This is a genomic window from Streptomyces sp. NPDC087215 (genome assembly GCF_044744885.1).
In the GTDB taxonomy this organism is placed as follows: domain Bacteria; phylum Actinomycetota; class Actinomycetes; order Streptomycetales; family Streptomycetaceae; genus Streptomyces.
In genome coordinates this window covers 277,311-298,073 of record NZ_JBIUZD010000004.1, presented here as the reverse complement: position 1 = coordinate 298,073, position 20,763 = coordinate 277,311, and the positions used below count along the sequence as shown (strand labels likewise).

The 20,763-nt window shown below is 72.5% G+C and carries 16 protein-coding genes; 5 read left to right on the top strand and 11 right to left on the bottom strand.

Going from position 1 to position 20,763, the window contains the following annotated elements; all coding sequences use genetic code 11:
• The first annotated feature begins 145 nt into the window (after window positions 1-145).
• The gene (locus ACIO92_RS14200) at window positions 146-1,459 is read left to right on the top strand and encodes an LPXTG cell wall anchor domain-containing protein (RefSeq protein WP_402281368.1); all 1,314 of its coding nucleotides are present in this window, start codon (window positions 146-148) and stop codon (window positions 1,457-1,459) included.
• 69 nt (window positions 1,460-1,528) lie between these two features.
• Here ACIO92_RS14200 and ACIO92_RS14195 read toward each other — a convergent pair whose 3' ends face one another.
• Window positions 1,529-3,526, bottom strand: coding sequence for a CocE/NonD family hydrolase (locus tag ACIO92_RS14195; protein WP_366439705.1), 1,998 nt, complete (start codon window positions 3,524-3,526; stop codon window positions 1,529-1,531).
• An 80-nt stretch (window positions 3,527-3,606) separates the two neighbouring features.
• Window positions 3,607-5,112 (bottom strand): peptide MFS transporter, encoded by a 1,506-nt coding sequence (locus ACIO92_RS14190; protein WP_366439704.1) that lies wholly within the window; start codon window positions 5,110-5,112, stop codon window positions 3,607-3,609.
• A gap of 196 nt (window positions 5,113-5,308) precedes the next feature.
• On the opposite strand from ACIO92_RS14190, the gene ACIO92_RS14185 reads away from it, so the two are divergent.
• Window positions 5,309-6,319, top strand: coding sequence for a polyprenyl synthetase family protein (locus ACIO92_RS14185; protein ID WP_366439912.1), 1,011 nt, complete (start codon window positions 5,309-5,311; stop codon window positions 6,317-6,319).
• Window positions 6,320-6,823: 504 nt separating this feature from the next.
• The gene (locus ACIO92_RS14180) at window positions 6,824-8,002 is read left to right on the top strand and encodes an outer membrane lipoprotein carrier protein LolA (protein WP_402281366.1); all 1,179 of its coding nucleotides are present in this window, start codon (window positions 6,824-6,826) and stop codon (window positions 8,000-8,002) included.
• A 160-nt stretch (window positions 8,003-8,162) separates the two neighbouring features.
• Here ACIO92_RS14180 and ACIO92_RS14175 read toward each other — a convergent pair whose 3' ends face one another.
• Entirely contained in the window at window positions 8,163-9,476 is a 1,314-nt protein-coding gene (locus ACIO92_RS14175; protein ID WP_402281364.1) for a M28 family metallopeptidase, read from the bottom strand.
• A gap of 262 nt (window positions 9,477-9,738) precedes the next feature.
• On the opposite strand from ACIO92_RS14175, the gene ACIO92_RS14170 reads away from it, so the two are divergent.
• Window positions 9,739-10,347 (top strand): GNAT family N-acetyltransferase, encoded by a 609-nt coding sequence (locus ACIO92_RS14170; RefSeq protein ID WP_366439701.1) that lies wholly within the window; start codon window positions 9,739-9,741, stop codon window positions 10,345-10,347.
• Window positions 10,348-10,351: 4 nt separating this feature from the next.
• On the opposite strand, the gene ACIO92_RS14165 is transcribed toward ACIO92_RS14170, so the two are convergent.
• From ACIO92_RS14165 to ACIO92_RS14155, 3 genes are all read right to left on the bottom strand, one after another.
• On the bottom strand, window positions 10,352-10,987 hold the full coding sequence (locus ACIO92_RS14165; protein WP_402281362.1) for a DUF4291 domain-containing protein: 636 nt from the start codon (window positions 10,985-10,987) through the stop codon (window positions 10,352-10,354).
• A 205-nt stretch (window positions 10,988-11,192) separates the two neighbouring features.
• On the bottom strand, window positions 11,193-12,233 hold the full coding sequence (gene rarD, locus ACIO92_RS14160; protein ID WP_401236634.1) for an EamA family transporter RarD: 1,041 nt from the start codon (window positions 12,231-12,233) through the stop codon (window positions 11,193-11,195).
• A gap of 104 nt (window positions 12,234-12,337) precedes the next feature.
• Window positions 12,338-13,204: an NmrA family NAD(P)-binding protein gene (locus ACIO92_RS14155; protein WP_366439698.1), complete on the bottom strand. Its 867-nt coding sequence runs from the start codon at window positions 13,202-13,204 to the stop codon at window positions 12,338-12,340.
• Window positions 13,205-13,311: 107 nt separating this feature from the next.
• Between ACIO92_RS14155 and ACIO92_RS14150 the strand changes: the two genes are divergently transcribed.
• Window positions 13,312-13,728 carry a helix-turn-helix domain-containing protein gene (locus ACIO92_RS14150; protein WP_366439697.1) on the top strand — a complete coding sequence of 139 codons (417 nt, stop codon included), beginning with the start codon at window positions 13,312-13,314 and terminating at the stop codon, window positions 13,726-13,728.
• A gap of 54 nt (window positions 13,729-13,782) precedes the next feature.
• Here ACIO92_RS14150 and ACIO92_RS14145 read toward each other — a convergent pair whose 3' ends face one another.
• From ACIO92_RS14145 to ACIO92_RS14125, 5 genes are all read right to left on the bottom strand, one after another.
• Window positions 13,783-14,835, bottom strand: coding sequence for a 2-oxoacid:ferredoxin oxidoreductase subunit beta (locus ACIO92_RS14145; protein ID WP_366439696.1), 1,053 nt, complete (start codon window positions 14,833-14,835; stop codon window positions 13,783-13,785).
• Window positions 14,828-16,765: a 2-oxoacid:acceptor oxidoreductase subunit alpha gene (locus ACIO92_RS14140; RefSeq protein ID WP_366439695.1), complete on the bottom strand. Its 1,938-nt coding sequence runs from the start codon at window positions 16,763-16,765 to the stop codon at window positions 14,828-14,830. Before ACIO92_RS14140 ends, ACIO92_RS14145 begins: the two co-directional genes overlap by 8 nt.
• 299 nt (window positions 16,766-17,064) lie before the next feature.
• The gene (locus ACIO92_RS14135; RefSeq protein ID WP_366439911.1) at window positions 17,065-17,736 is read right to left on the bottom strand and encodes a response regulator transcription factor; all 672 of its coding nucleotides are present in this window, start codon (window positions 17,734-17,736) and stop codon (window positions 17,065-17,067) included.
• Between the two features lie 206 nt (window positions 17,737-17,942).
• Window positions 17,943-19,229 (bottom strand): sensor domain-containing protein, encoded by a 1,287-nt coding sequence (locus tag ACIO92_RS14130; protein WP_366439694.1) that lies wholly within the window; start codon window positions 19,227-19,229, stop codon window positions 17,943-17,945.
• 311 nt (window positions 19,230-19,540) lie between these two features.
• Window positions 19,541-20,722 carry a sensor histidine kinase gene (locus ACIO92_RS14125; protein ID WP_402056662.1) on the bottom strand — a complete coding sequence of 394 codons (1,182 nt, stop codon included), beginning with the start codon at window positions 20,720-20,722 and terminating at the stop codon, window positions 19,541-19,543.
• Window positions 20,723-20,763: the final 41 nt, after the last annotated feature.

Genomic DNA, 20,763 nt, shown 5'->3' with positions numbered 1-20,763 from the left:
GTACCCGCTCCGAGCTGCGAGAACAGTGCTCCCGGGCGATCGTTCCCGGCCATACGATCGCAGTGGCGTCGCGCCGCGTGAAGTTGCCGCTGGCACGCGCCCCGCATTTTCTTCCCCTTCCCTGACCAGGAAAAAGGTCCACACTGTGAAGATCCGTCGCATTCTCGCGACCGCCGTGGCCGCCGCCGTGACCACCCCGGTCGTGTTCCTCTCCGCCGCGCCCGCGTTCGCGGACACCAAGCCGTCGCCCGCGTCGACGCAGAAGTCCACCTCCGGTGAGGACGACTCCAAGCACGCCGAGCTGGTGGCCGCCGTCGAGAAGGCCCAGGCCGAGGTCGACGAACTGAAGAAGCAGCGCAAGGCGCTGGTCGACGAGCTCCGGAACATGAAGTTCGACGAGGCCCTGCGGACCGAGCTCACCGAGGCCGAGAAGGCCGTCGGGGCGGCCGAGGCCGCCAAGAAGGAAGCCGACGCGAAGCTCGCCGCCGCCGAGGAGGCCGTCAAGACGGCCACCCCGGAGCAGCTCGAAGCGGCCGAGAAGGCCGTCGCCGACGCGAAGAAGGCCGTCGAGGAGGCCGTCGCGGCCAAGACCGCCGCCGACGCCCGGTACGCCAAGGCGAAGGTGCCCTCCGACGCCTTCGACGACGCGTGTGTCGCCCTCTCCCGCAAGATCCACCTCCTCGACGCGGACCTGGTGACCGCCCGCGACGACCTGGAGGCCGCCGAGCTGGCCCTGGAGGACTTCGAGACCGGCCGGAACTGCGTCGAGAACCCCTCCCTCAAGGTCACCCTGAGCGGTCCGAAGAAGATCACCGCCGGGACCAGCGCCGTCTTCTCGATGCGCGTCGCGAACACCGGTGTGCGCACCCTGGAGGCCGTCGAGGCCTACGCCGCCGCCCTGAAGCTCCCCGACATGGGCGAGGACATCGACGAGGACGAGGACATGGAGGACTTCCTCGGTCTCGAATGGTCCTCCGCCGCCCAGCCCGGCTGGCAGAAGATCTCCCCCGAGGACGAGCAGGGCATCCAGCTCGGCGAACTGGTCAAGGGCGGCAAGGCCGACGTGAAGCTGCGCCTCACCGTCGACGCCGGGACCCCGGCGGGCAAGGGCGTCGCCTTCGCCGTCGGCGCGTACGAGAACAACGACGGCAGCTGCGGCACCAGCGAGGAGTACGCGAACGCGCACTTCGACATCCTCGCGGCCAAGACCGACAAGCCGGAGCCGAAGCCCGAGCCGACCCCGTCCGAGACCGCCACGCCCACCCCGGCGCCCACCACCGGCGGCGACAGCGGCACCACCCCGCAGGGCGGTTCGTCGGTCACCCCGGTGGACGGCGCCCTCGCCGCCACCGGCGCGAACGACACCCTGCCGCTCGGTCTGGCCGCCGCCGGGGCCGTCGTCCTCGGCGCGGGCGCGCTGGTCCTCACCCGCCGCCGCAAGGCCGCCGCGGGCGCGTAAGGCCCCCGCCCGGACGGGCCCGCACCCCGGCAGGACCGGGGTGCGGGCCCGTCCGCGTACGACCGGGGTTCACCCCGCCGTGCGGGGGATCCGCTTCTCCCAGGTCCGGTGGAAGACGACCTCGCCGCCCTCCTTGCACACCACCTCGTCGGTGGTGAGGAAGGAGTCCGCGTCGCAGGTGATCTCCGAGCGCGTGTCGATCGTCACGTCCCAGGCCAGTTCGGGCCGGTGCAGCCGGATCGACCACTCCGAGCGGGTCCGCGCGGACAGCGGGCCGCTCTCGTCGATCGTGTACGTCTCCCGGGCCTCCTCGGTGAACTCCAGACCGTCCGGATACACCCGCGTCCCGCCGTACCGGGGATCGACCTCCAGGGTCCACTCGTCCTTCGCCACGTCCCGCACCACGAGCCGCTCCGGCGGGGGCTCCTCCAGGGTGCGCGGGAGGACCACGCCGAGCGGCTCGGACTGCTCCGGCTCCTCCCAGTGCACGGCGTCCTCGGTGCGGGCGCGCACCGGCAGGGTGAGGGCGGAGCCCGCCGGGTCGAGCGTGAAGCCCGCCGCGTCCGGCTGCGGCCAGATCCACGGCCAGTACGCCGAGGAGACCGCGATCCGCACCCGGTGGCCGGGCGCGAAGGCGTGCCCGATGCCGTTCAGCTCGAAGACGTACTCCTCCGTCTCCCCGATCTGCGCCTCCACGGCCCGGTCGCGGCCGTAGCGGGCGGAGAAGTTCAGGGCGCCCCGGGTGACGAGCGTGGAGGAGCCGTCCGGGGCGACGTCGCAGAGCCGGGCGACGACCTGCCCGGTGGGGGCGGCGGCGCGCAGGGCCAGGCGTACGGAGGGCCTGCCGAGGATCTCCAGGGGCTCGCCGTCCTCCGGCACGGGGAAGTCGAAGCAGGCCGAGCGGGCGTCCTCGTCGCGCTGGTCCGGCGGGAGGTCGGCGTCGTTGCCGAAGGGGAAGAAGCGGCCCGCGTCGAGACCGGTCCGCTGGGGGGAGTCGACCACGACCGGCGCGCCCTGGAGGGCGTAGACGGTGGGGGTGACGTGCGGGGAGGGCCAGGCGGGGTCGGTGACCCAGCGGCCGGGGAGTTCGCGGTAGACGGTGGCCGGGGGGTGCGAGTCGCTGATCCAGGAGCGGAGCAGCGGCTGCGCCGGGGCGTCGTTGTCGTCGTCCTTGAGGTGGTGGTCCCACCAGCGCAGGGTCTCCTGGAGGAAGCCGATGGCGGGGCCCGGCGGCAGGCCCCGGTCCGGGTACTGGTGGGACCAGGGGCCGATGATGCCCCGCACCCGGTCCTGGGGGAGGTGCCGGACGAGCCGCAGGACGGTGTCCCGGTAGGGGTCGTGCCAGCCGCCGACGGCGAGGACGGCGGCCCGGATCGCGCCGTAGTCCTCGCAGACGCTGCCGTGCCGCCAGTAGGCGTCGCGGGTCTGGTGGGCGAGCCAGGTGTGGACGAAGGGTTTGACGGAAGCCAGCCGTTCCCGCCACATCGGGCGCCATTCCTCGCCCACGTGCAGGGGGTCGGGCGGGCGGCAGACGAAGGCGAGCATGGTGGCGGCCCAGGCGTGCATGTCGACGGCGAGGACGGAGCCGCCCATGTAGTGCACGTCGTTGTCGTAGCGGTCGTCGGTGGAGCAGACGGTGACGATCGCCTTGAGGGGTTCGGGGGCGAGGGCGGCGATCTGGAGCGAGTTGAAGCCGCCCCAGGAGATGCCGAACATGCCGACCTTGCCGGTGCACCACTCCTGCTCGGCGAGCCAGTGCACGACGGCGACCCCGTCGGCGAGTTCGACCGGGTCGTACTCGTCGCCGGGCAGGCCCTCGCTGTTGCCGTGGCCGCGCACGTCGACGCGTACGGAGGCGTAGCCGTGGCCCGCGTACCAGGGGTGGCGCTGCCAGTCGCGCGGCGCGGTCCAGTCGGTGAGCCGGTAGGGCAGGTACTCCAGGAGGGCGGGGACGGGTTCGTCGGTGACCGGCCGCCACACGCGCGCGTAGAGCCGGGTGCCGTCCGGCAGCGGGATGCGGACGTCCTCGCGCCGGGTCTCGTACGGGAAGTCGGTACGGATCTTCATCTCTCGGCTCCCTGGGGGATTCTCGGCTTCCCGGTGGACGGGGTGAGGGGTGTCCCTGGTGGACGGGCTGGGGCCGTCCCCTAGTGGACGGGGTGCATGGTGCGGCGCAGCCAGGGCGCCAGGGCGACGACGACCAGGCCGACGGCGACGGCCACGGCGCCGTTGACGCCGAAGTAGAGGGGCTTGGAGACGTCGTCGTAGAGCTTCACGGTCTGGGCCTGGATGCCGTTGGCGAGCGCGAGGGAGAGGAACCAGAGGGACATGGTCTGGCTGGCGAAGGCCTTGGGGGCGAGCTTGCTGGTCGCGGACATCCCGGAGGTCTCCAGGAGGACGTCGCCGAGGCCGAGGAGCAGATAGGAGCCGACGATCCACCAGGCGGCCATCCGGTAGGTGTCGTCGGCGTGCCCGGAGGTCGGCAGGACCATGAGGAGGAACGACAGGCCGCCCAGGATCACCCCGAGGGCGATCTTGTTGGAGGCGTGCGGCTGGCGGGGGCCCATCCTGGACCAGACGGCGGCGACGACGGGGGCCAGCAGCACCTCGAAGGCGCCGAGCGCGGAGGCGTACCAGCTTGCCGGGAAGTCGAAGCCGAGGATGGTCGTACGGGCGTTGGTCGAGGCCAGCAGGATCATCGTGGAGTAGGCCTGGAAGAGGATGAAGTTGAACGCCACCGAGGCCAGGAAGAGCACGACGTACGGCCTGAGGCGGCCGCGTTCCCCGGCGGTGACCCGGGGGCTGGTGAACATCACCCAGAAGTAGACGACCGGGGCGATCACCGAGACCAGGGTCAGCACGTCGACGAAGCGGTCCATGGTGAGCCAGCCGGCGAGCGCCAGGGCGGTGGCGAGGGCGGCCGTGACGAGGGCTCCGGCGGTCATCAGCCGGACCGCCCGGCGCATGGCGTCGGGGGCGAGCGCGAATTCGGCGGCGTGCTTGCGCCCGGCCAGGTGACGCCGTCCGGCGACGTACTGGATCAGGCCGAGGGTCATGCCGAGCGCGGCGGCGGAGAAGCCCCAGTGGTAGCCCTCGTGGTCGGCGAGCCAGCCGGTGATCAGGGGTCCGGCGAAGGCGCCGATGTTGATCGCCATGTAGTAGAGGGCGAATCCGGCGTCCCGGCGCTCGTCGTCCGTGCGGTACAGCTTGCCGACCATGGTCGCCACGTTCGGCTTGAGCAGGCCGGTGCCCGCGCTGATCAGGCCGAGGCCCACCCAGGTCATGGCGGCGGTCGGCACGGCCATCGCGTAGTGGCCGCAGGCGATCAGGACGCCGCCCCACAGGACGGCCCGGTAGGAGCCGAGGACGCGGTCGGCGAGCCAGCCGCCCGCCACCGACACCAGATAGACGAGGGTGCCGTAGGCGGCGGAGACGGACGCGGCGGTGCCGGACGCCATGCCGAGTCCGCCGTCGGAGACGGAGGCGGCGAAGTAGAGGACGAGGATGGCCTGCATCCCGAGGAACGAGAAGCGTTCCCAGACCTCCAGGCCGGACAGGGTCAGCAGGCCCCGGGGGTGCCCGAGGAAGGCGTGGTCGTCCTCGGGGGGAGGCTGCTCGCCTTCCGTGCCGGTGTCGATCGTCGTTCTGGACAAAGGGCCCACTCCTGCTCGTATCAGCTGATCACGAACATACCGGGGGCGACGGGAAGGCGCCCACGGTGATCGAAAGGTGACCGGATACGCTGGCGTGAGTGAATCGAGCGACACATCGACAATCCGTGTGATCGTCAACAGTCCGTACGAACCAACCGTGATCGTCAGCAGGCGTCAGCAGACAGGAGACCCCCTCGTGACCGTCGTCGGGCCGTTCGGTCTTAGCGTGCGGGACCAGGCTCTTGAGGCCGATGTCCAGACCGGCCTGGCGGCCGTGGAGGCGGGCCTCCTGGACGCCACCAAGAGCGATGTCCCCTTCATCACGGAGGCCGCCCAGCACCTCGTGCTCGCCGGCGGCAAGCGTTTCCGCCCGCTGCTCGTGATGCTCGCGGCCCAGTTCGGCGACCCCTACGCGCCGGGTGTCGTGCCCTCCGCCGTCGTCGTCGAGCTGACCCACCTGGCCACGCTGTACCACGACGACGTCATGGACGAGGCCGACGTCCGGCGCGGTGTCGACAGCGCCAACACGCGCTGGGGCAACTCCCTCGCCGTCCTCACGGGCGACTTCCTCTTCGCCCGCGCCTCGCACACCCTCGCGGACCTCGGCCCCGAGGCCGTGCGCATCCAGTCCGAGTCCTTCGAGCGCCTGGTCACCGGGCAGATCCTGGAGACCGCGGGCCCCACCGACGGCCGCGACCCCGTCGCCCACTACCTCGACGTCCTCGGCGGCAAGACCGGCTCCCTCGTCGCCGTCTCCTGTCGCTTCGGGGCCATGATGGCCGGTGCCGACGAGAGCGTCGTCGACACCCTCACCCAGTACGGGGAGCGGCTCGGCGTCGCCTTCCAGCTCGCCGACGACGTCCTCGACATCGCGTCCGACTCCCACGAGTCCGGCAAGACCCCCGGCACCGATCTGCGCGAGGGCATCCCCACGCTGCCCGTCCTGCACCTGCGGGCCGCCGCGGCGGCCCACGGGCGCCCCGAGGACCTCGCGCTCGTCGCGCTCGTCGACGGCGACCTCAGCGACGACGCCCGGCACGCCGAGGCGCTGCGCGGACTGCGCGCCCACCCGGCCCTGGAGCAGGCCCGCCGGGACACCGTGCGGTACGCGGAGGAGGCCCGCGCGATGCTGGCGCCGCTGCCCGAGGGGTACGCGAAGGCCGCCCTGGCCGAGATGTGCGACGCGGTCGTCCACCGCGCGGGCTGAACGGATCCGCCGGGGGCGGGTGACCGTCTCCGGAGCCGGACCGGGAACGGGGTTCCCCGGACCGGACCCTTACGGGGCCGGGCGGCCTCCTCCGGGTCCCCGCCGCCTTCTCCGGGTCCCTTACGGGGTGCCCCGGTGAGCGTCCCCGCGCGCCGGGGCCGCCAGAGGCCGACCGCCGGTCTCCGGGCCCGGGGCCCGGGGTCCGGCCTCCGGGGTCCGGGTCCGCCGGTCCCGTGGCGCTCGGCGTTCAGGGGGTGCCGTCCCCGGCCGGGCTCTCAGGGGCCCGGCGCGGCCCGTGGGGGGCCCGGACGGTCGGGTCCCCGGCCTCGGGACCCGTAAGGGCCCCTGAACGCCCGCCCCCGGCCCCGTGGGTAGCCCTCGCGGCGGGTCCGTCTCGGGGTCGGGTCATACCGGAGCAGTACGCCAGGTTGATCCCCGGGGCTGACGCTTCCGCGCCGCCGTCCTGGTGGGATGGGGACATCGACCACGGAGGAAGCGGAGACCATGGCACAGACCCGTAAGGCGAGCCGGTTCATCGTCCCGGTCGCGGTGGCAGGAGTTGCCGCGGCGACCATCGGCCTCGTCCCGGCGCTGGCGGCGTCCGGAGACCCCGACCTGCCGGAGATCACGGCCGCACAGCTCATCGAGAAGATCGCAGCCTCGGACACCCAGACCCTGTCCGGCACGTTCCGGATCTCCACCGACCTGGGGCTGCCCGCCCTCAGCGGCCTGGCGTCCGGCCTGGGCGGGGGCGGCGGCACCTCGTCGGCCGACCCCACGGAGAAGCTCACCCAGCTCTTCTCCGGCAGCCACACCCTGCGCGTCGCGGCCGACGGCCCCGACCGCCAGAAGCTCACCCTGCTCGACGGCTCCGACGAGTACAGCCTCGTCCACAACGGCGCCGACGTCTGGGCGTACGACAGCAAGTCCCGCGAGGCCTTCCACGAGAAGCTCTCCGGCGACCGGGGCGAGGAGGGGCCCGAGGGCCTCACCGGCACCCCCAAGCAGCTCGCCGACGAGGTCCTGAAGGCCGCGGGCGACACCACGTCCGTCACGGTCGGCGGTACCGCGAAGGTGGCCGGCCGGGACGCCTACCAGCTGGTGATCAAGCCGAAGCAGAACGGTTCCACGGTCGAGTCCGTGAAGATCGCGGTGGACGCGGCGACCGGCACCCCGCTGAAGTTCACCCTCGCGTCGGTCGAGGGCGGCAAGCCCGTCCTCGACGCGGGCTTCACCAAGGTCGACTTCGGCCGCCCGGCCGCCTCCGAGTTCGACTTCAAGGCGCCGAAGGGCGCCAAGGTCACCGAGGGCGCGGCGGAGAAGGCGGGCGAGGGCGCCGGGGCGGAGTCCGGCGGGCACGGCGGCCCCTTCGGCGACGGACTGCCCGGTGGCCTCGGCGGGAGCCTCGCGGACCTCGGCGGCGACGGAGTGAACGTCATCGGCGAGGGCTGGACGACCATCGCGAAGCTCGACACCGGCGCCCCGGCGCCGAAGACCGAGGACGCTCCGAAGGAGTTCCAGGGCTTCCTGGACTCCTTCGGGGACAAGGTCAGCGGCAAGTTCGGCTCGGGCACCCTCTTCAAGACGAAGCTGGTGAACGCGCTGCTCACCGACGACGGCAAGGTCTACGTCGGCGCGGTCACGAAGGACACCCTGGTGAACGCGGCGAACGCCGCCAAGTAGGCGGCGTCCACGGGGGATTGGGGCCCCGGGGGGGTCGGGGGCGATGGTCACCGACCCACCCGGGCGTTTCTGTGTGGTGCGGGAGCCGCCGTGGGGGAACTCCCCGGGGCGGCTCCCTCATGGGGAACTCCCGTAAGGGATCTCCCCTACGGGAACTCCCTTACGGGAAAGTCAGCTTGAAGCCGTTGATGTATCCCGTGTCGGAGGACGCCTTGTCCTGGGCGCGGAGCTTCCAGACGCCGTTGGCGACCTCCGTGGAGGCGTTCACGGTGAAGGTCTCCTGGATGTTGTCGGCGCTGCCGCCGGTCCGGTTGGCCAGGTTGTAGACCGAGCCGTCGGGGGCGATGAGGTCGACGATCAGGTCACCGCGCCAGGTGTGCACGATGTCCACGCCGACCTTGAGGGCCGAGGGCGCGTTGCCCGCGATGCCGGTCACGGTCACGGAGGAGGTCACCGCGACGCCGTTGTCCGGGACGGACACGTCGGCGGTGTTCTCGAAGACCGTGCCGGTCGGCGGGGTCGTCGCGCCGGACAGGTTCCAGATCGCGTACGCGACGGCGTCCGCGTTGCGGTCGAGGGCGGTGTCGTTGATGTTCGCCGTCGTGTCGCAGGACGCGTGGTAGCAGCGGTCGAAGGACTGCCCGGAGGTGCCGCCCCACTTCTGCGCCTGCGCCGCCGTCTTGACGTAGTCCGCGCCGGAGAACAGCCCGCCGACCGGGATGCCCACGTTCTTGAAGGGGGCGTGGTCGGAGCGCCCGTCGCCCTCGGTCTCGATCTCGGTGGGGACGCCGAGCCCGGCGTAGTAGTCCTTGAAGGTCTGCTCGATCGTGGGGTCGTCGTCGTAGACGAAGTAGCCCGGGTTGGGCGAGCCGATCATGTCGAAGTTCAGATAGCCCTTGACCTTCGTGCGCTCGGCGGCCGGAAGGTTGTTGACGTAGTACTTCGAGCCGATCAGGCCCAGCTCCTCGGCGCCCCACCAGGCGAACCGCAGGTGCTTGGTGGGCTGGTACCCGGCGCGGGAGACGGCGAGCGCGGTCTCCAGGATGGCCGCGGAGCCGGAGCCGTTGTCGTTGATGCCGGGGCCCGCGGTCACCGAGTCCAGATGCGAACCGGCCATGATCACCTGGTTCGGGTCGCCGCCCGGCCAGTCGGCTATCAGGTTGTAGCCGGTGGCGCCGCCGGAGGTGAAGGTCTGGAGGGCGGTGGTGTATCCGGCCGCGTCCAGTTTCGCCTTCACGAAGTCGATCGACGCCTTGTAGCCGGTACGGCCGTGGGCGCGGTTGCCGCCGTTGGCGGTGGCGATCGCCTGGAGGTCCGTCAGGTGCTGCCTGACGTTGGCCAGCGGGATGTCGGGCGCGGCGACGGCGGTGCCACCGGTGGGACTGGCGGAAGCGGTGGTGCCGGTGAGCCCGCCGAGGGCGAGCGCGGCGAGGGCCGCCGCGGCGGTGACGCGTCTGGGCACGGTGAGGGTCATGTGGGGGCTCCGGATTCCGAACGGGGATGGGACGGAACGTGCGAGACGCCTCGGGCGCGGGGGCCACGAGGCGTTGGAGCTGTGCGAGTGCGCGTGCGGTGTTCAGTTGTTCTGCCGTGCTGGTGTTCGTTGCGCGTGCTGAATGTTGAACGAGAGCGTGACTGTGCGTCAAGAGCGGAAACCGGTCAGACATGTTCGCTCATCGGACGGACGGAGGGACCCCTGTCCAGCTCCAAGATCATCCGACGTGCAGAATGACCGTATGGCTCTCTCGAACATACCGACGACGGCGACGGTCGAGGACGCTCCGGCGATCAGCCGGGCGCTGGCCCGCGCCTTCCACGACGACCCCATGATGTGCTGGTTCTTCCCCGACGCCGCCACGCGCGAGGACGGTCTCGCGCGCTACTTCTCCACCCTCTTCACCCGGCAGTACGGGCTCCACGGCGTGTGCGAACGCACCGAGGCCGCCGCCGCGTTCTGGGTGTCGCCCGAAGGCCAGGAGAAGGCGGTTCCCGACGCCGGGACCGTCCAGGAACTGGCCGGCATCCTCGGCGACCGGGCCGGTCTGTTCCGCGAGGCGGTCGAGGCCGCCGCCGCGCACACCCCGCCGGAACCGCACTGGTACCTCGCGGTGGTCGGCGCCGACCCCGGGGCGCGGGGCCAGGGGCACGGCTCCGCGCTGCTGCGCTCCGGTCTGGCCAAGGCCGACGCGGCGGGCCTCCCCGTCTATCTGGAGTCCTCCAAGCCGGAGAACCTCCCGGTGTACGAGCACTTCGGCTTCGTCGTCCTCGGTGAGGCGTCCCTGCCCGGCGGCGGTCCCGCCCTGTGGGCGATGCGCCGCCCGCCCCGGGACGCCTCAGGGGCCTGATCTCCTACGGGGCACCCGTCGTCGCGTCCCCGTCCACGGCCCGGACGGGGGCGCGCAGGTGGTCCAGGAGGCCCGGGACCTCCGGGTAGGGCTCCTCGCGGGGGAGCAGCGGGCGGGCCGCCTCCGGCCCGTCCGTCCGGAGCAGGTCGTGGACGCGGTGGGCGAGCGGGGTCACATCGGTGACGGAGACCGTCCACTCGTCCGCGTACCGCCGGGACGCCTCGCCCGTGAGGCCGAGCTGGAGCGAGCGGTGCGGGAGCGGACGCAGGTGGAGGTCGCGCTCGGGGTCCCACTGGACCCGCGCCGGGGCCCGGCGCAGCCGGCGCCGCCAGTCGGCCCGGTCGGGGTGGAAGCCGCGCTCGTAGTGGGAGAGGCAGGCGTTCCGCAGGGCCCACTCGAATCCCTCGCGGGTGATCTCCACGGCGAGGACGGTCTCCTGGCCCTCCTTCGTCCCCCAGCCCGAGCGGTACATCATCCACAGGAACGAGGGCTTGATCCACGTCATCCGGTCCCGCTTCCAGGCGTCCGGGAAGCGGCCCTCGCGGGCGGCGGGCAGCCCGATCCCGGGCCGGTAGGCCTGGTAGACGGTGACCGTCCGCTCGGTGTGCAGCGCGCGGACGCGGTACTTCGGTTCTTCCATGACCCCAGGGTGTGCCGGACGGGCCGCACGCGGCCACGGGTTTTCCTGGGCCCCGCCAGCCCCGCCAGCCCCGCCAGCCCCGCCAGCCCCGCCAGCCCCGCCAGCCCCGCCAGCCCCGCCAGCCCCGCCAGCCCCGCCAGCCCCGGTCACCGGCTTCGGACAGCCCCGGTCACCGGCTTCCGGCAGCCCCGGTGACAGGCTTCCGTCAGAGGCCCGTCCGGGCCGAAGGGCGAGAGGGCGTGGCGGGCGTGGCGGGCACGGTGGGTGCGGTGGGTGCGGCGGACGCGGACGCCTCAGGTGCCGCGGGCGTCCCGGCGGAAGCCCCGGCGGCCTCCGCCCGCGCCGTCTCCACGGCCGCGCGGCTGCGCCGGGCCGCCCGCAGGGCGTCCCAGGTGAGGATCGTCAGGGCCAGCCACACCAGGGAGAAGCCCGCCCAGCGCTCCGGTGGCATCTCCTCGTGGAAGTACAGGACGCCCAGCAGGAACTGGAAGGTCGGCGCCAGGTACTGGAGGAGGCCGAGGGTCGAGAGCGGGACGCGGATCGCGGCGGCGCCGAAGCAGACGAGCGGGACGGCGGTGACGACGCCGGTGGCCACGAGCAGGGCCGTGTGGCCCGCGCCGTGGGAGCCGAACGCCAGGTCGTCCTGGGTGCCGAGCCAGACCAGGTAGCCGAGCGCGGGCAGGAACTGGACGGCGGTCTCGGCGGCGAGCGACTCCAGGCCGCCCAGGTTGACCTTCTTCTTCACCAGGCCGTAGACGGCGAAGGAGAAGGCCAGGGTGAGGGAGATCCAGGGGAGCTGCCCGTAGCCGACGGCCAGGACGAGGACGGCGGCGAAGCCGACGGAGACGGCGGCCCACTGCGCGGGCCGCAGCCGTTCCTGGAGGACGAGGACGCCCAGGGCGATGGTGACCAGCGGGTTGATGAAGTAACCGAGTGAGGCCTCGACGACATGACCGGTGTTCACGGACCATATGTAGAGGCCCCAGTTCACGGTGATGACGGTCGCGGCGACGGTGATCAGGGCCAGCTTGCGCGGGCTGCGGAGCAGCTCGCCGACCCAGGCCCACTGGCGCACGGCGAGCAGCGCGAGGCCCACGAAGGCCAGGGACCAGACCATGCGGTGGGCGAGGATCTCGACCGCCCCGGCGGGCTTGAGGAGCGGCCAGAAGAGCGGGACGAGTCCCCACATGGCGTAGGCGCCCACCCCGTAGAGCAGCCCTGTTCTTTCCTCGTTCTCCGTCTTCACCGGACCTCCCCGCCCCTGTGCCGCGCTGTCGGGTCGAAGGTAGCGCCGCACCGGGCGGATTGTCATGCCCGTACCGCAATACGGTCATGACCATGGGAGGGCGGTCAGACGGCGGCGAGGGCCTCGCCGACCGTCACGCCGAGCGGGGTGGACGGGCGGCCGATCAGCCGGGCCAGGTCACCGGTCCGCAGGGCGAGCGCGCCGCGCTCCACGGCCCGGTCCACGTCGACGAGGATCTCCGCGAAGAAGGGCGGCACCCCGGCGCCGGTCAGGACCGCGAGGTGCTCCTCGGCGGAGACGGGGGTGTAGGTGATCTCCCGGCCGGACCGGGCGGTGATCTCGGCGGCGTACTCGGCGAGGGACCAGGCGGTGTCGCCGCTCAGCTCGTACGCCCGGTTCAGGTGCTCCCCGGCCGGGCCGGTCAGCACGGCGGCGGCCGCGGCGGCGTAGTCGGCGCGGCCGGCGGAGGCGATCCGGCCCTCGCCCGCGTTGGCGACGACGGCGCCGTGGGCCAGGACGGGGGCGAGGTTCTCGGTGTAGTTCTCGGTGTACCAGCCGTTGCGCAGGAAGGTGTACGGGAGTCCCGAGGCGAGGATCAGCCGCTCGGTCTCCTTGTGCTCGGCGGCCAGCTCGAAGTCGGCGTCCGGGCCGCCGAGGACGCCGGTGTACGCGAGCTGGGCGACGCCCGCGGCGACGGCCGCGGCGATCACGGCGGTGTGCTGGGGGACCCGCTGCCCGACCTCGCTGCCGGAGATCAGCAGGACCCGGTCGCCCGCCCGGAAGGCGTCCGTCAGGGTCTCGGGGCGGCCGTAGTCGCCGATCCGCACCTCGACACCGCGCTCGGCGAGGTCGGCGGCCTTCTTCTCGTCCCGTACGACGACGGCGACGGAGGCGGCGGGGACGGTGGCGAGGAGGGAGTCGACGACGTGGCGGCCGAGGCGGCCGGTGGCTCCGGTGACGACGATGCTCATGGTGCTGCTTCCTTTTCCCGTGGGTGGTGGGCGAGGCGCCCACTGGTGCTCACCGTACGACTGGCGCTATCTTTTCGTAAGTACCCACTTTGAAGTAAGGTACTGGTATGGGAGTAAGTGAGGAACCGAGGGCTCTGCTCGCCGATGTCGACGGCGCCATGTGCCCCGCCCGGCTCGTCCTGGAGCACCTCACCAGCCGCTGGGGCGTCCTGGTCCTGATCGCGCTGGGAGAGCGCTCGTACCGTTTCGGCGAACTCCGCAGGCACATCGGCCGGGTCAGCGAGAAGATGCTCACCCAGACCCTCCAGACCCTGGAGCGCGACGGCTTCGTCCACCGGGACGCCCGGCCCGTCATCCCGCCCCGCGTCGACTACCGCCTCACCCCGCTCGGCGAGGAGGCCGCCCGCAGGGTCCGGGAGCTGGCCGGCTGGACCGGTCTCCGGGTCCCGGAGGTCGAGGAGGCCCGTGCGCGCTACGACGCGGCCCGCCGCGAGAGCGCCGCCGCCGGGGAAGCCGGGACATGACGAGGGGGCACGGCCCGCACCGGGCCGTGCCCCCTCCGCCGGGGCCGGGGCTTGTCAGCCCACGACCGTCCAGTTGTCGTTCCCGGCGAGCAGACGGCCCAGATCGCCCTCGCCCTGCCGCTCCACCGCCGTCTCCACCTGGTCCGCCATGAGCGTGTCGTACACCGGCCGGTCCACCGCCCGGAACACCCCGATGGGGGTCTGGTGGAGGGTGTCGGGGTCGGCGAGGCGGGAGAGCGCGAACGCGGTGGTGGGCGTCGTCGCGCGGGCGTCGTGGACGAGGATCCGCGACTCGTTCTCCGGGGTGGCCGTGACGACCTGGAGGTCACCGGTCGCCTGGTCGCGGACGACGCCCTTCTCGTTCTCGGCGCCGAACCGGATCGGCTGTCCGTGTTCGAGCCGGATGACCGCCTCCTTCGCCCGGTCCTTGTCCTTGAGGACCTCGAAGGCGCCGTCGTTGAAGATGTTGCAGTTCTGGTAGATCTCCACGAGCGCCGTGCCGTTGTGGTCGGCCGCCTGCCGCAGCACCTCGGTGAGGTGCTTGCGGTCGGAGTCGACCGTCCTGGCCACGAAGGACGCCTCCGCGCCCAGCGCCAGCGACACCGGGTTGAAGGGCGCGTCGAGCGAGCCCATCGGCGTCGACTTGGTGATCTTGCCGACCTCGGAGGTCGGCGAGTACTGGCCCTTGGTCAGCCCGTAGATCCGGTTGTTGAACAGCAGGATCTTCAGGTTCACGTTGCGGCGCAGCGCGTGGATCAGGTGGTTGCCGCCGATGGACAGCGCGTCGCCGTCACCGGTCACGACCCAGACGGACAGGTCGCGGCGGGAGGTGGCGAGCCCGGTGGCGATGGCCGGGGCGCGCCCGTGGATGGAGTGCATCCCGTAGGTGTTCAGGTAGTACGGGAAGCGGGAGGAGCAGCCGATGCCGGAGACGAAGACGATGTTCTCCTTCGCCAGGCCCAGTTCGGGCATGAAGCCCTGGACGGCGGCGAGGACGGCGTAGTCACCGCAGCCCGGACACCAGCGGACCTCCTGGTCGGACTTGAAGTCCTTCATCGTCTGCCGGGCCTCGGCCCTGGGCACCAGGTGGAGGAGGGACTCAGGCATCGATGGCCTCCTTGAGGGCGGCGGCGAGCTGCTCGGCCTTGAACGGCATCCCGTTGACCTGGGTGTGGCTGCGGGCGTCGACGAGGTACTTCGCGCGGACGAGGGTGGCGAGCTGGCCGAGGTTCATCTCGGGGACGACGACCTTCTCGTACCGCGCCAGGACCTCCCCGAGGTTCTTCGGGAAGGGGTTGAGGTGGCGCAGATGGGCCTGGGCGATGGGCTGCCCGGCGGCCCGGAGGCGGCGGACGGCCGCCGTGATGGGCCCGTAGGTGGAACCCCAGCCGAGGACCAGGGTCCGGGCGCCGTCCGGATCGTCCACCTCGGTGTCGGGGACGTCGATCCCGTCGGTCTTCGCCTGCCGGGTGCGGACCATGAACTCGTGGTTGGCGGGGTCGTACGAGATGTTGCCGGTGCCGTCCTGCTTCTCGATGCCGCCGATGCGGTGTTCGAGGCCGGGGGTGCCGGGCACCGCCCACGGGCGGGCCAGGGTCTCCGGGTCCCGCTTGTACGGCCAGAAGACCTCGGTGCCGTCGTCCAGGGTGTGGTTGGGGCCGGTGGCGAACCGGGTCCGCAGGTCGGGCAGCTCCTCGACCTCGGGGATGCGCCAGGGCTCGGAGCCGTTGGCCAGGTAGCCGTCGGAGAGCAGGAAGACGGGGGTGCGGTAGGTCAGGGCGATCCTGGCCGCCTCGATCGCCGCGTCGAAGCAGTCGGCGGGCGTCCTCGGGGCGACGACCGGCACCGGCGCCTCGCCGTTGCGGCCGTACATGGCCTGGAGGAGGTCGGCCTGCTCGGTCTTGGTGGGCAGACCGGTCGACGGGCCGCCGCGCTGGATGTCGACGATCAGCAGCGGCAGCTCCAGGGAGACCGCCAGACCGATCGTCTCCGACTTGAGCGCCACCCCGGGACCGCTGGTCGTGGTCACGGCGAGGGAGCCGCCGAAGGCGGCGCCGAGCGCGGCGCCGATCCCGGCGATCTCGTCCTCCGCCTGGAAGGTGCGCACACCGAAGTTCTTGTGCCGGGACAGCTCGTGGAGGATGTCCGAGGCCGGGGTGATCGGGTACGAGCCGAGGTAGAGCGGCAGCTCCGCCTGGCGGGCGGCGGCGATCAGGCCGTACGAGAGGGCCAGGTTCCCCGAGATGTTGCGGTAGGTGCCGGAGGGGAAGGCGCGGGTGGCGGGCGCGACCTCGTAGGAGACGGCGAAGTCCTCGGTGGTCTCGCCGAAGTTCCACCCGGCCCGGAAGGCGACGATGTTCGCCTCGGCGATGGCGGGCTTCTTGGCGAACTTCTGCCGCAGGAAGGCCTCGGTGCCCTCGGTCGGCCGGTGGTACATCCAGGACAGCAGCCCGAGCGCGAACATGTTCTTGGAGCGCTCGGCCTCCTTCCGGGAGAGCCCGAAGTCCTTGAGCGCCTCGACGGTCAGCGTGGTCAGCGGCACCGGGTGGACCCGGTAGCCGTCCAGCGAGCCGTCCTCCAGGGGCGAGACCGCGTAGCCGACCTTGGCCATGGCGCGCTTGGCGAACTCGTCGGTGTTGACGATGATCTCGCCACCGCGCGGCACGTCCTCGATGTTGGCCTTGAGCGCGGCGGGGTTCATCGCGACCAGCACGTTCGGGGCGTCGCCCGGCGTCAGGATGTCGTGGTCGGCGAAGTGCAGCTGGAAGGAGGAGACGCCCGGCAGGGTCCCGGCGGGCGCCCGGATCTCGGCCGGGAAGTTCGGCAGCGTGGAGAGGTCGTTCCCGAAGGACGCCGTCTCCGAGGTGAACCGGTCACCCGTGAGCTGCATACCGTCCCCGGAGTCACCCGCGAAGCGGATGATCACCCGGTCTAGCCGGCGCACTTCCTTCTCTGTGCCGTGGTGGGGCTTCTCGGGGGCGCTGCGCTGCTCCCCGAGCAGGGCCTCACCGGCCTCGCTGCTGACCTGGCTGGTCACTGAACTGGACCTCCCTCGCGGCAAGGGGACTCCCCGCCGGAGGCGGGAGAGGCTCGGGATGCGGTCGGCCGGTCACCGTCCGTCCCGAGGCCCACCCTACGACGGTGAGAAGGGCCCTCCGGGGACTTCTCACATCGCGGACCTCTTTTTGAGACACCCTCTTGTCCTGAATCATCACCATCTGTCACCCCGGGAGGCGCCCCGGACCCTCGGTTCCCGTCTCGTCCTTCGGTCCTAGGCCCTCGGGACGCCGACGGGCGACCGCCCGGCCCCGGGATTTCTGACAGGGTGTCAGATCCTCAGGATTTCAGATACGTCAACACCGCCAGTACCCGTCGGTGATCCCCTTCACTCGGCGAGAGCCCCAGCTTCAGGAAGATGTTGCTGATGTGCTTCTCCACCGCGCCGTCGCTCACCACCAGCGCTTTCGCGATCGCCGAGTTCGTCCGGCCCTCCGCCATCAGACCGAGGACCTCCCGCTCGCGCGGTGTCAGGTTCGCCAGGACGTCCTGCTGACGGCTCCGGCCCAGCAACTGCTGTACGACCTCCGGATCGAGCGCCGTACCGCCCCGGGCGACCCGGACCACCGCGTCCACGAACTCCCGGACCTCCGCGACCCGGTCCTTCAGGAGGTAGCCGACGCCCCGCGAGGAACCGGCCAGCAGTTCGGTGGCGTACTGCTCCTCCACGTACTGCGACAGCACCAGCACCCCGAGCCCCGGATGCTCCTTGCGCAGCCGCACCGCCGCCCGCACCCCCTCGTCGGTGTGCGTCGGCGGCATCCGCACGTCCGCCACCACCACGTCCGGCAGCGCCCCCTCGGCCGCCAGGTCGGCGACGGTCTTGACGAGCGCCTCCCCGTCCCCGACCCCGGCGACCACCTCGTGCCCCAGATCGGTCAGCAGCCTCGTCAGCCCCTCCCGAAGGAGTACGGAATCCTCGGCGATGACCACTCGTACCCGCCCCGCCACGTCCTGCACGCCCACGCCCCGCAGCCCCCATGCCCTGTCGATCGACTCGTCCGCGCCCTCCGGACCACGGGGGACGCCCCGGCCAGCATCGCAGGGTTCCCGCCGGGACGGGCACGGCACCCGCCGGGGCGGGCGGGAGCCGGTCCGGCCGGGGTGACGCCCCGCTGGGGTGACGGGGTGTCACGACGGCCCGGACGGGCGGGGTGTCACGCCCGCCAGGGCAGTTCCACCGTCACCGTCGTCGGGCCGCCCGCCGGGGAGTCCACCGCCAGCACCCCGTCGACCGCGCCGACCCGCTCCGCCAGACCCGCCAGGCTCCGGCCCGCCGTCGTCTCCGCGCCACCCACCCCGTCGTCCCTGACCTGGAGCATCAGCCGGTCGCCCGCGCGCCACACGTCCACCCACGCCCGGCGCGCCCGCGCGTGCTTCGAGACGTTCTCGAGCAGCTCCGACACCGTGAAGTACGCGGTTCCCTCGATCGCCGCCACCGGCCGCGCCGGCAGGTCCACGTCCACCGCCACCGGCACCGCGCACCGCCCCGCCAGCGCCGACAGGGCCGCGTCGAGACCCCGGTCGGTCAGGACCGCCGGGTGGATGTTCCGGGCCAGCGCCCGCAGTTCCTGGAGCGCCAGCTTCACCTCGCCGTGCGCCTCGTCCACCAGCACCGCCGCCGCCTCCGGGTCCCGCGCCACCTTCTCCTTCGCGAGCCCCAGGTCCATGGCGAGCGCCGAGAGCCGCGCCTGCGCCCCGTCGTGCAGGTCCCGCTCGATGCGCCGCAGATCGGCGGCGGCGGTGTCGACGACCACCCCGCGGTCCGACTCCAGCTCCGTCACCCGGGACGCGAGCCGGGACGGGCCGAGCAGCCCCGACACGAGCAGCCGGTCCACGGTGACGAGCCCGCGCAGCAGCCACGGCCCCACCATCACGAACAGCAGTCCGATGAGGCACGTCACCGCGATCTCGAAGGACGAGTCGAGGTAGAAGTCGTGCGTCCCGTCGCCGTACAGCTGGATGCCGTCCTGCCCCACGTACGCGGGGAAGACCCACTGCCACAGCGGATACGTGAACAGGCCCCAGCCCCAGCTCCAGAACGCCACCGTCACCGAGAACGAGAACACCGCCCACGGCATGTGCACCAGCGCGTACAGCAGATGCCGCCACGAGGCCCCGCTCTTCAGCATCGCGCCCATCCACGAGAACGCGCCGCCCGTCTTCCCCCGCACCGGCTCCGGAGCCCGCACGTCGAACCCGAGGAGCCCGCGCGCCCTGGCCCGCTCGACCGCACCGAAGCCCCGGCACATCGCGAGCGTCCCGGCGAGGATCGGCACCCCGAGGAAGGTGACCAGCAGTCCGGCACCGGCCGAGGCGAACGCCACGGACAGCGCGAACCAGACGACGCTCAGCGGCAGCCCGATCAGCACGTACAGCAGGGCCCGCCAGGTGCGGGCCTCGAACGGCGCGCGGATCGCGGCGGGGAGGCGGGGGGAGTCCATCGCGGGAGTCCTTCTCTGCTCGGAGGGGGCGCGGTACGTGTTCCAGGGTTCCGTGTCCGGCCCCGCCGGACCATGAGGCGGGTGGGCGTCCCGGGGCGGGGGTTTTCCCTACCTGCGGGGCCGGACCGGTGTCCGGACCGGTGTCCGGTCACCCGCCGGGGGCACCCGGGAGCCATGGCCCCCGGGTGCCCCCGTGGTCGTACGCGCGGCCGGTCAGCGGCCGGAACCGGTCCCGGCCGGGACGACGGTCCACCGGACGGAACCGCTCACCGCCCGGTCCCGCCCGCCCGGTCCCGCCCGTGAGGGACCGCTCACCGCCCGGGGCGGGAGCGCCACGGCAGTTCCGCCGTCACCGTCGTCGGGCCGCCCTCCGGCGAGTCCAGGACCAGCAGGCCGTCCACCGCGCCCAGCCGCTCCGCGAGCCCCGCGAGGCCCGTACCGCCGCCGAACCCGGCCCCGCCCGCCCCGTCGTCCCTGACCCGGAGCATCAGCCGGTCGCCCGCCCGCCACGCCTCCACCGACGCGGACCTGGCCCGCGCGTGCTTGGAGACGTTCTGCAGCAGCTCCGACACCGTGAAGTACGCGATGCCCTCGATCGCCTCCGCGGGCCGTTCCGTCAGATCGACGGTCACCCGCACCGGCACCGTGCACCGCCCCGCCACCGCCGACAGGGCCGCGTCGAGACCCCGGTCGGTCAGGACCGCCGGGTGGATGCCCCGCGCCAGGTCCCGCAGTTCCTGGAGCGCCAGCTTCACCTCGCCGTGCGCCTCGTCGACCATCGTCGCCGCCGCCTCCGGATCGTTCAGCAGCTTCTCCTTCGCCAGACCGAGCCCCATCGCGAGCGCGACGAGCCGCGCCTGCGCCCCGTCGTGCAGGTCCCGCTCGATGCGCCGCAGATCGGCGGCGGCCGTGTCGACGACCACCCCACGGTCCGACTCCAGCTCGGCGATCCGCCGCTCCAGCTCGTCGGAGGGCGAGAGCAGCCCCCGGACCATGCCCCGGTCCGCGTTGGCCAGGCCCCGCGCCAGGAACGGCAGCACGGGCCAGAGCACGATCAGCGAGACCAGCGCCACGGTGAACGTGAGGATGCCCCACGGCAGCCGGATCAGCCCGTACAACTGGGTCCGCCACGCCACCGGGTCCTTCAGCGAACCCCACAGCCAGCCGAAGAAGCCCCCGCGCGACGGCAGCGGCGACGGCTCGGCCACCTTCACCCCCAGCAGCGCCCGCGCCCGCCCCCGCTCCGCGCGCCCGATCAGCCGCGCGCCGCCGAGCCCGAGCGCGAGCAGCGGCAGCCCGATCACGGTGACCGAGAGGCCCACCCCGAGCAGCACGCTCACCACCGAGTACACGAAACCGACCAGCGCCGTGACGAGATTGGAGAGCAGGAAGACGAGCTCCTTCCAGGTCTCCTTCCCGTACGCGGTGCGCTTCGGGGGAGGCGGGGCGGCGGCGGGGTCACGGGCCTCGACGGGGTCAAGATCGGCGGTCATGCTCCCCAGCCTGCCGGTCGCGCCGTGCCCGGCGCCATGGG

What these genes read in the sequence shown, in the direction of transcription:
- ACIO92_RS14180 (WP_402281366.1), top strand. Translation starts at nt 6,824, where the DNA reads ATGGCACAGACCCGTAAGGCGAGCCGGTTCATCGTCCCGGTCGCGGTG.
- ACIO92_RS14170 (WP_366439701.1), top strand. Translation starts at nt 9,739, where the DNA reads ATGGCTCTCTCGAACATACCGACGACGGCGACGGTCGAGGACGCTCCG.
- ACIO92_RS14125 (WP_402056662.1), bottom strand. Translation starts at nt 20,722, where the DNA reads ATGACCGCCGATCTTGACCCCGTCGAGGCCCGTGACCCCGCCGCCGCC.
- ACIO92_RS14130 (WP_366439694.1), bottom strand. Translation starts at nt 19,229, where the DNA reads ATGGACTCCCCCCGCCTCCCCGCCGCGATCCGCGCGCCGTTCGAGGCC.
- ACIO92_RS14155 (WP_366439698.1), bottom strand. Translation starts at nt 13,204, where the DNA reads ATGAGCATCGTCGTCACCGGAGCCACCGGCCGCCTCGGCCGCCACGTC.
- ACIO92_RS14195 (WP_366439705.1), bottom strand. Translation starts at nt 3,526, where the DNA reads ATGAAGATCCGTACCGACTTCCCGTACGAGACCCGGCGCGAGGACGTC.
- ACIO92_RS14175 (WP_402281364.1), bottom strand. Translation starts at nt 9,476, where the DNA reads ATGACCCTCACCGTGCCCAGACGCGTCACCGCCGCGGCGGCCCTCGCC.
- ACIO92_RS14150 (WP_366439697.1), top strand. Translation starts at nt 13,312, where the DNA reads ATGGGAGTAAGTGAGGAACCGAGGGCTCTGCTCGCCGATGTCGACGGC.
- ACIO92_RS14145 (WP_366439696.1), bottom strand. Translation starts at nt 14,835, where the DNA reads ATGCCTGAGTCCCTCCTCCACCTGGTGCCCAGGGCCGAGGCCCGGCAG.
- ACIO92_RS14165 (WP_402281362.1), bottom strand. Translation starts at nt 10,987, where the DNA reads ATGGAAGAACCGAAGTACCGCGTCCGCGCGCTGCACACCGAGCGGACG.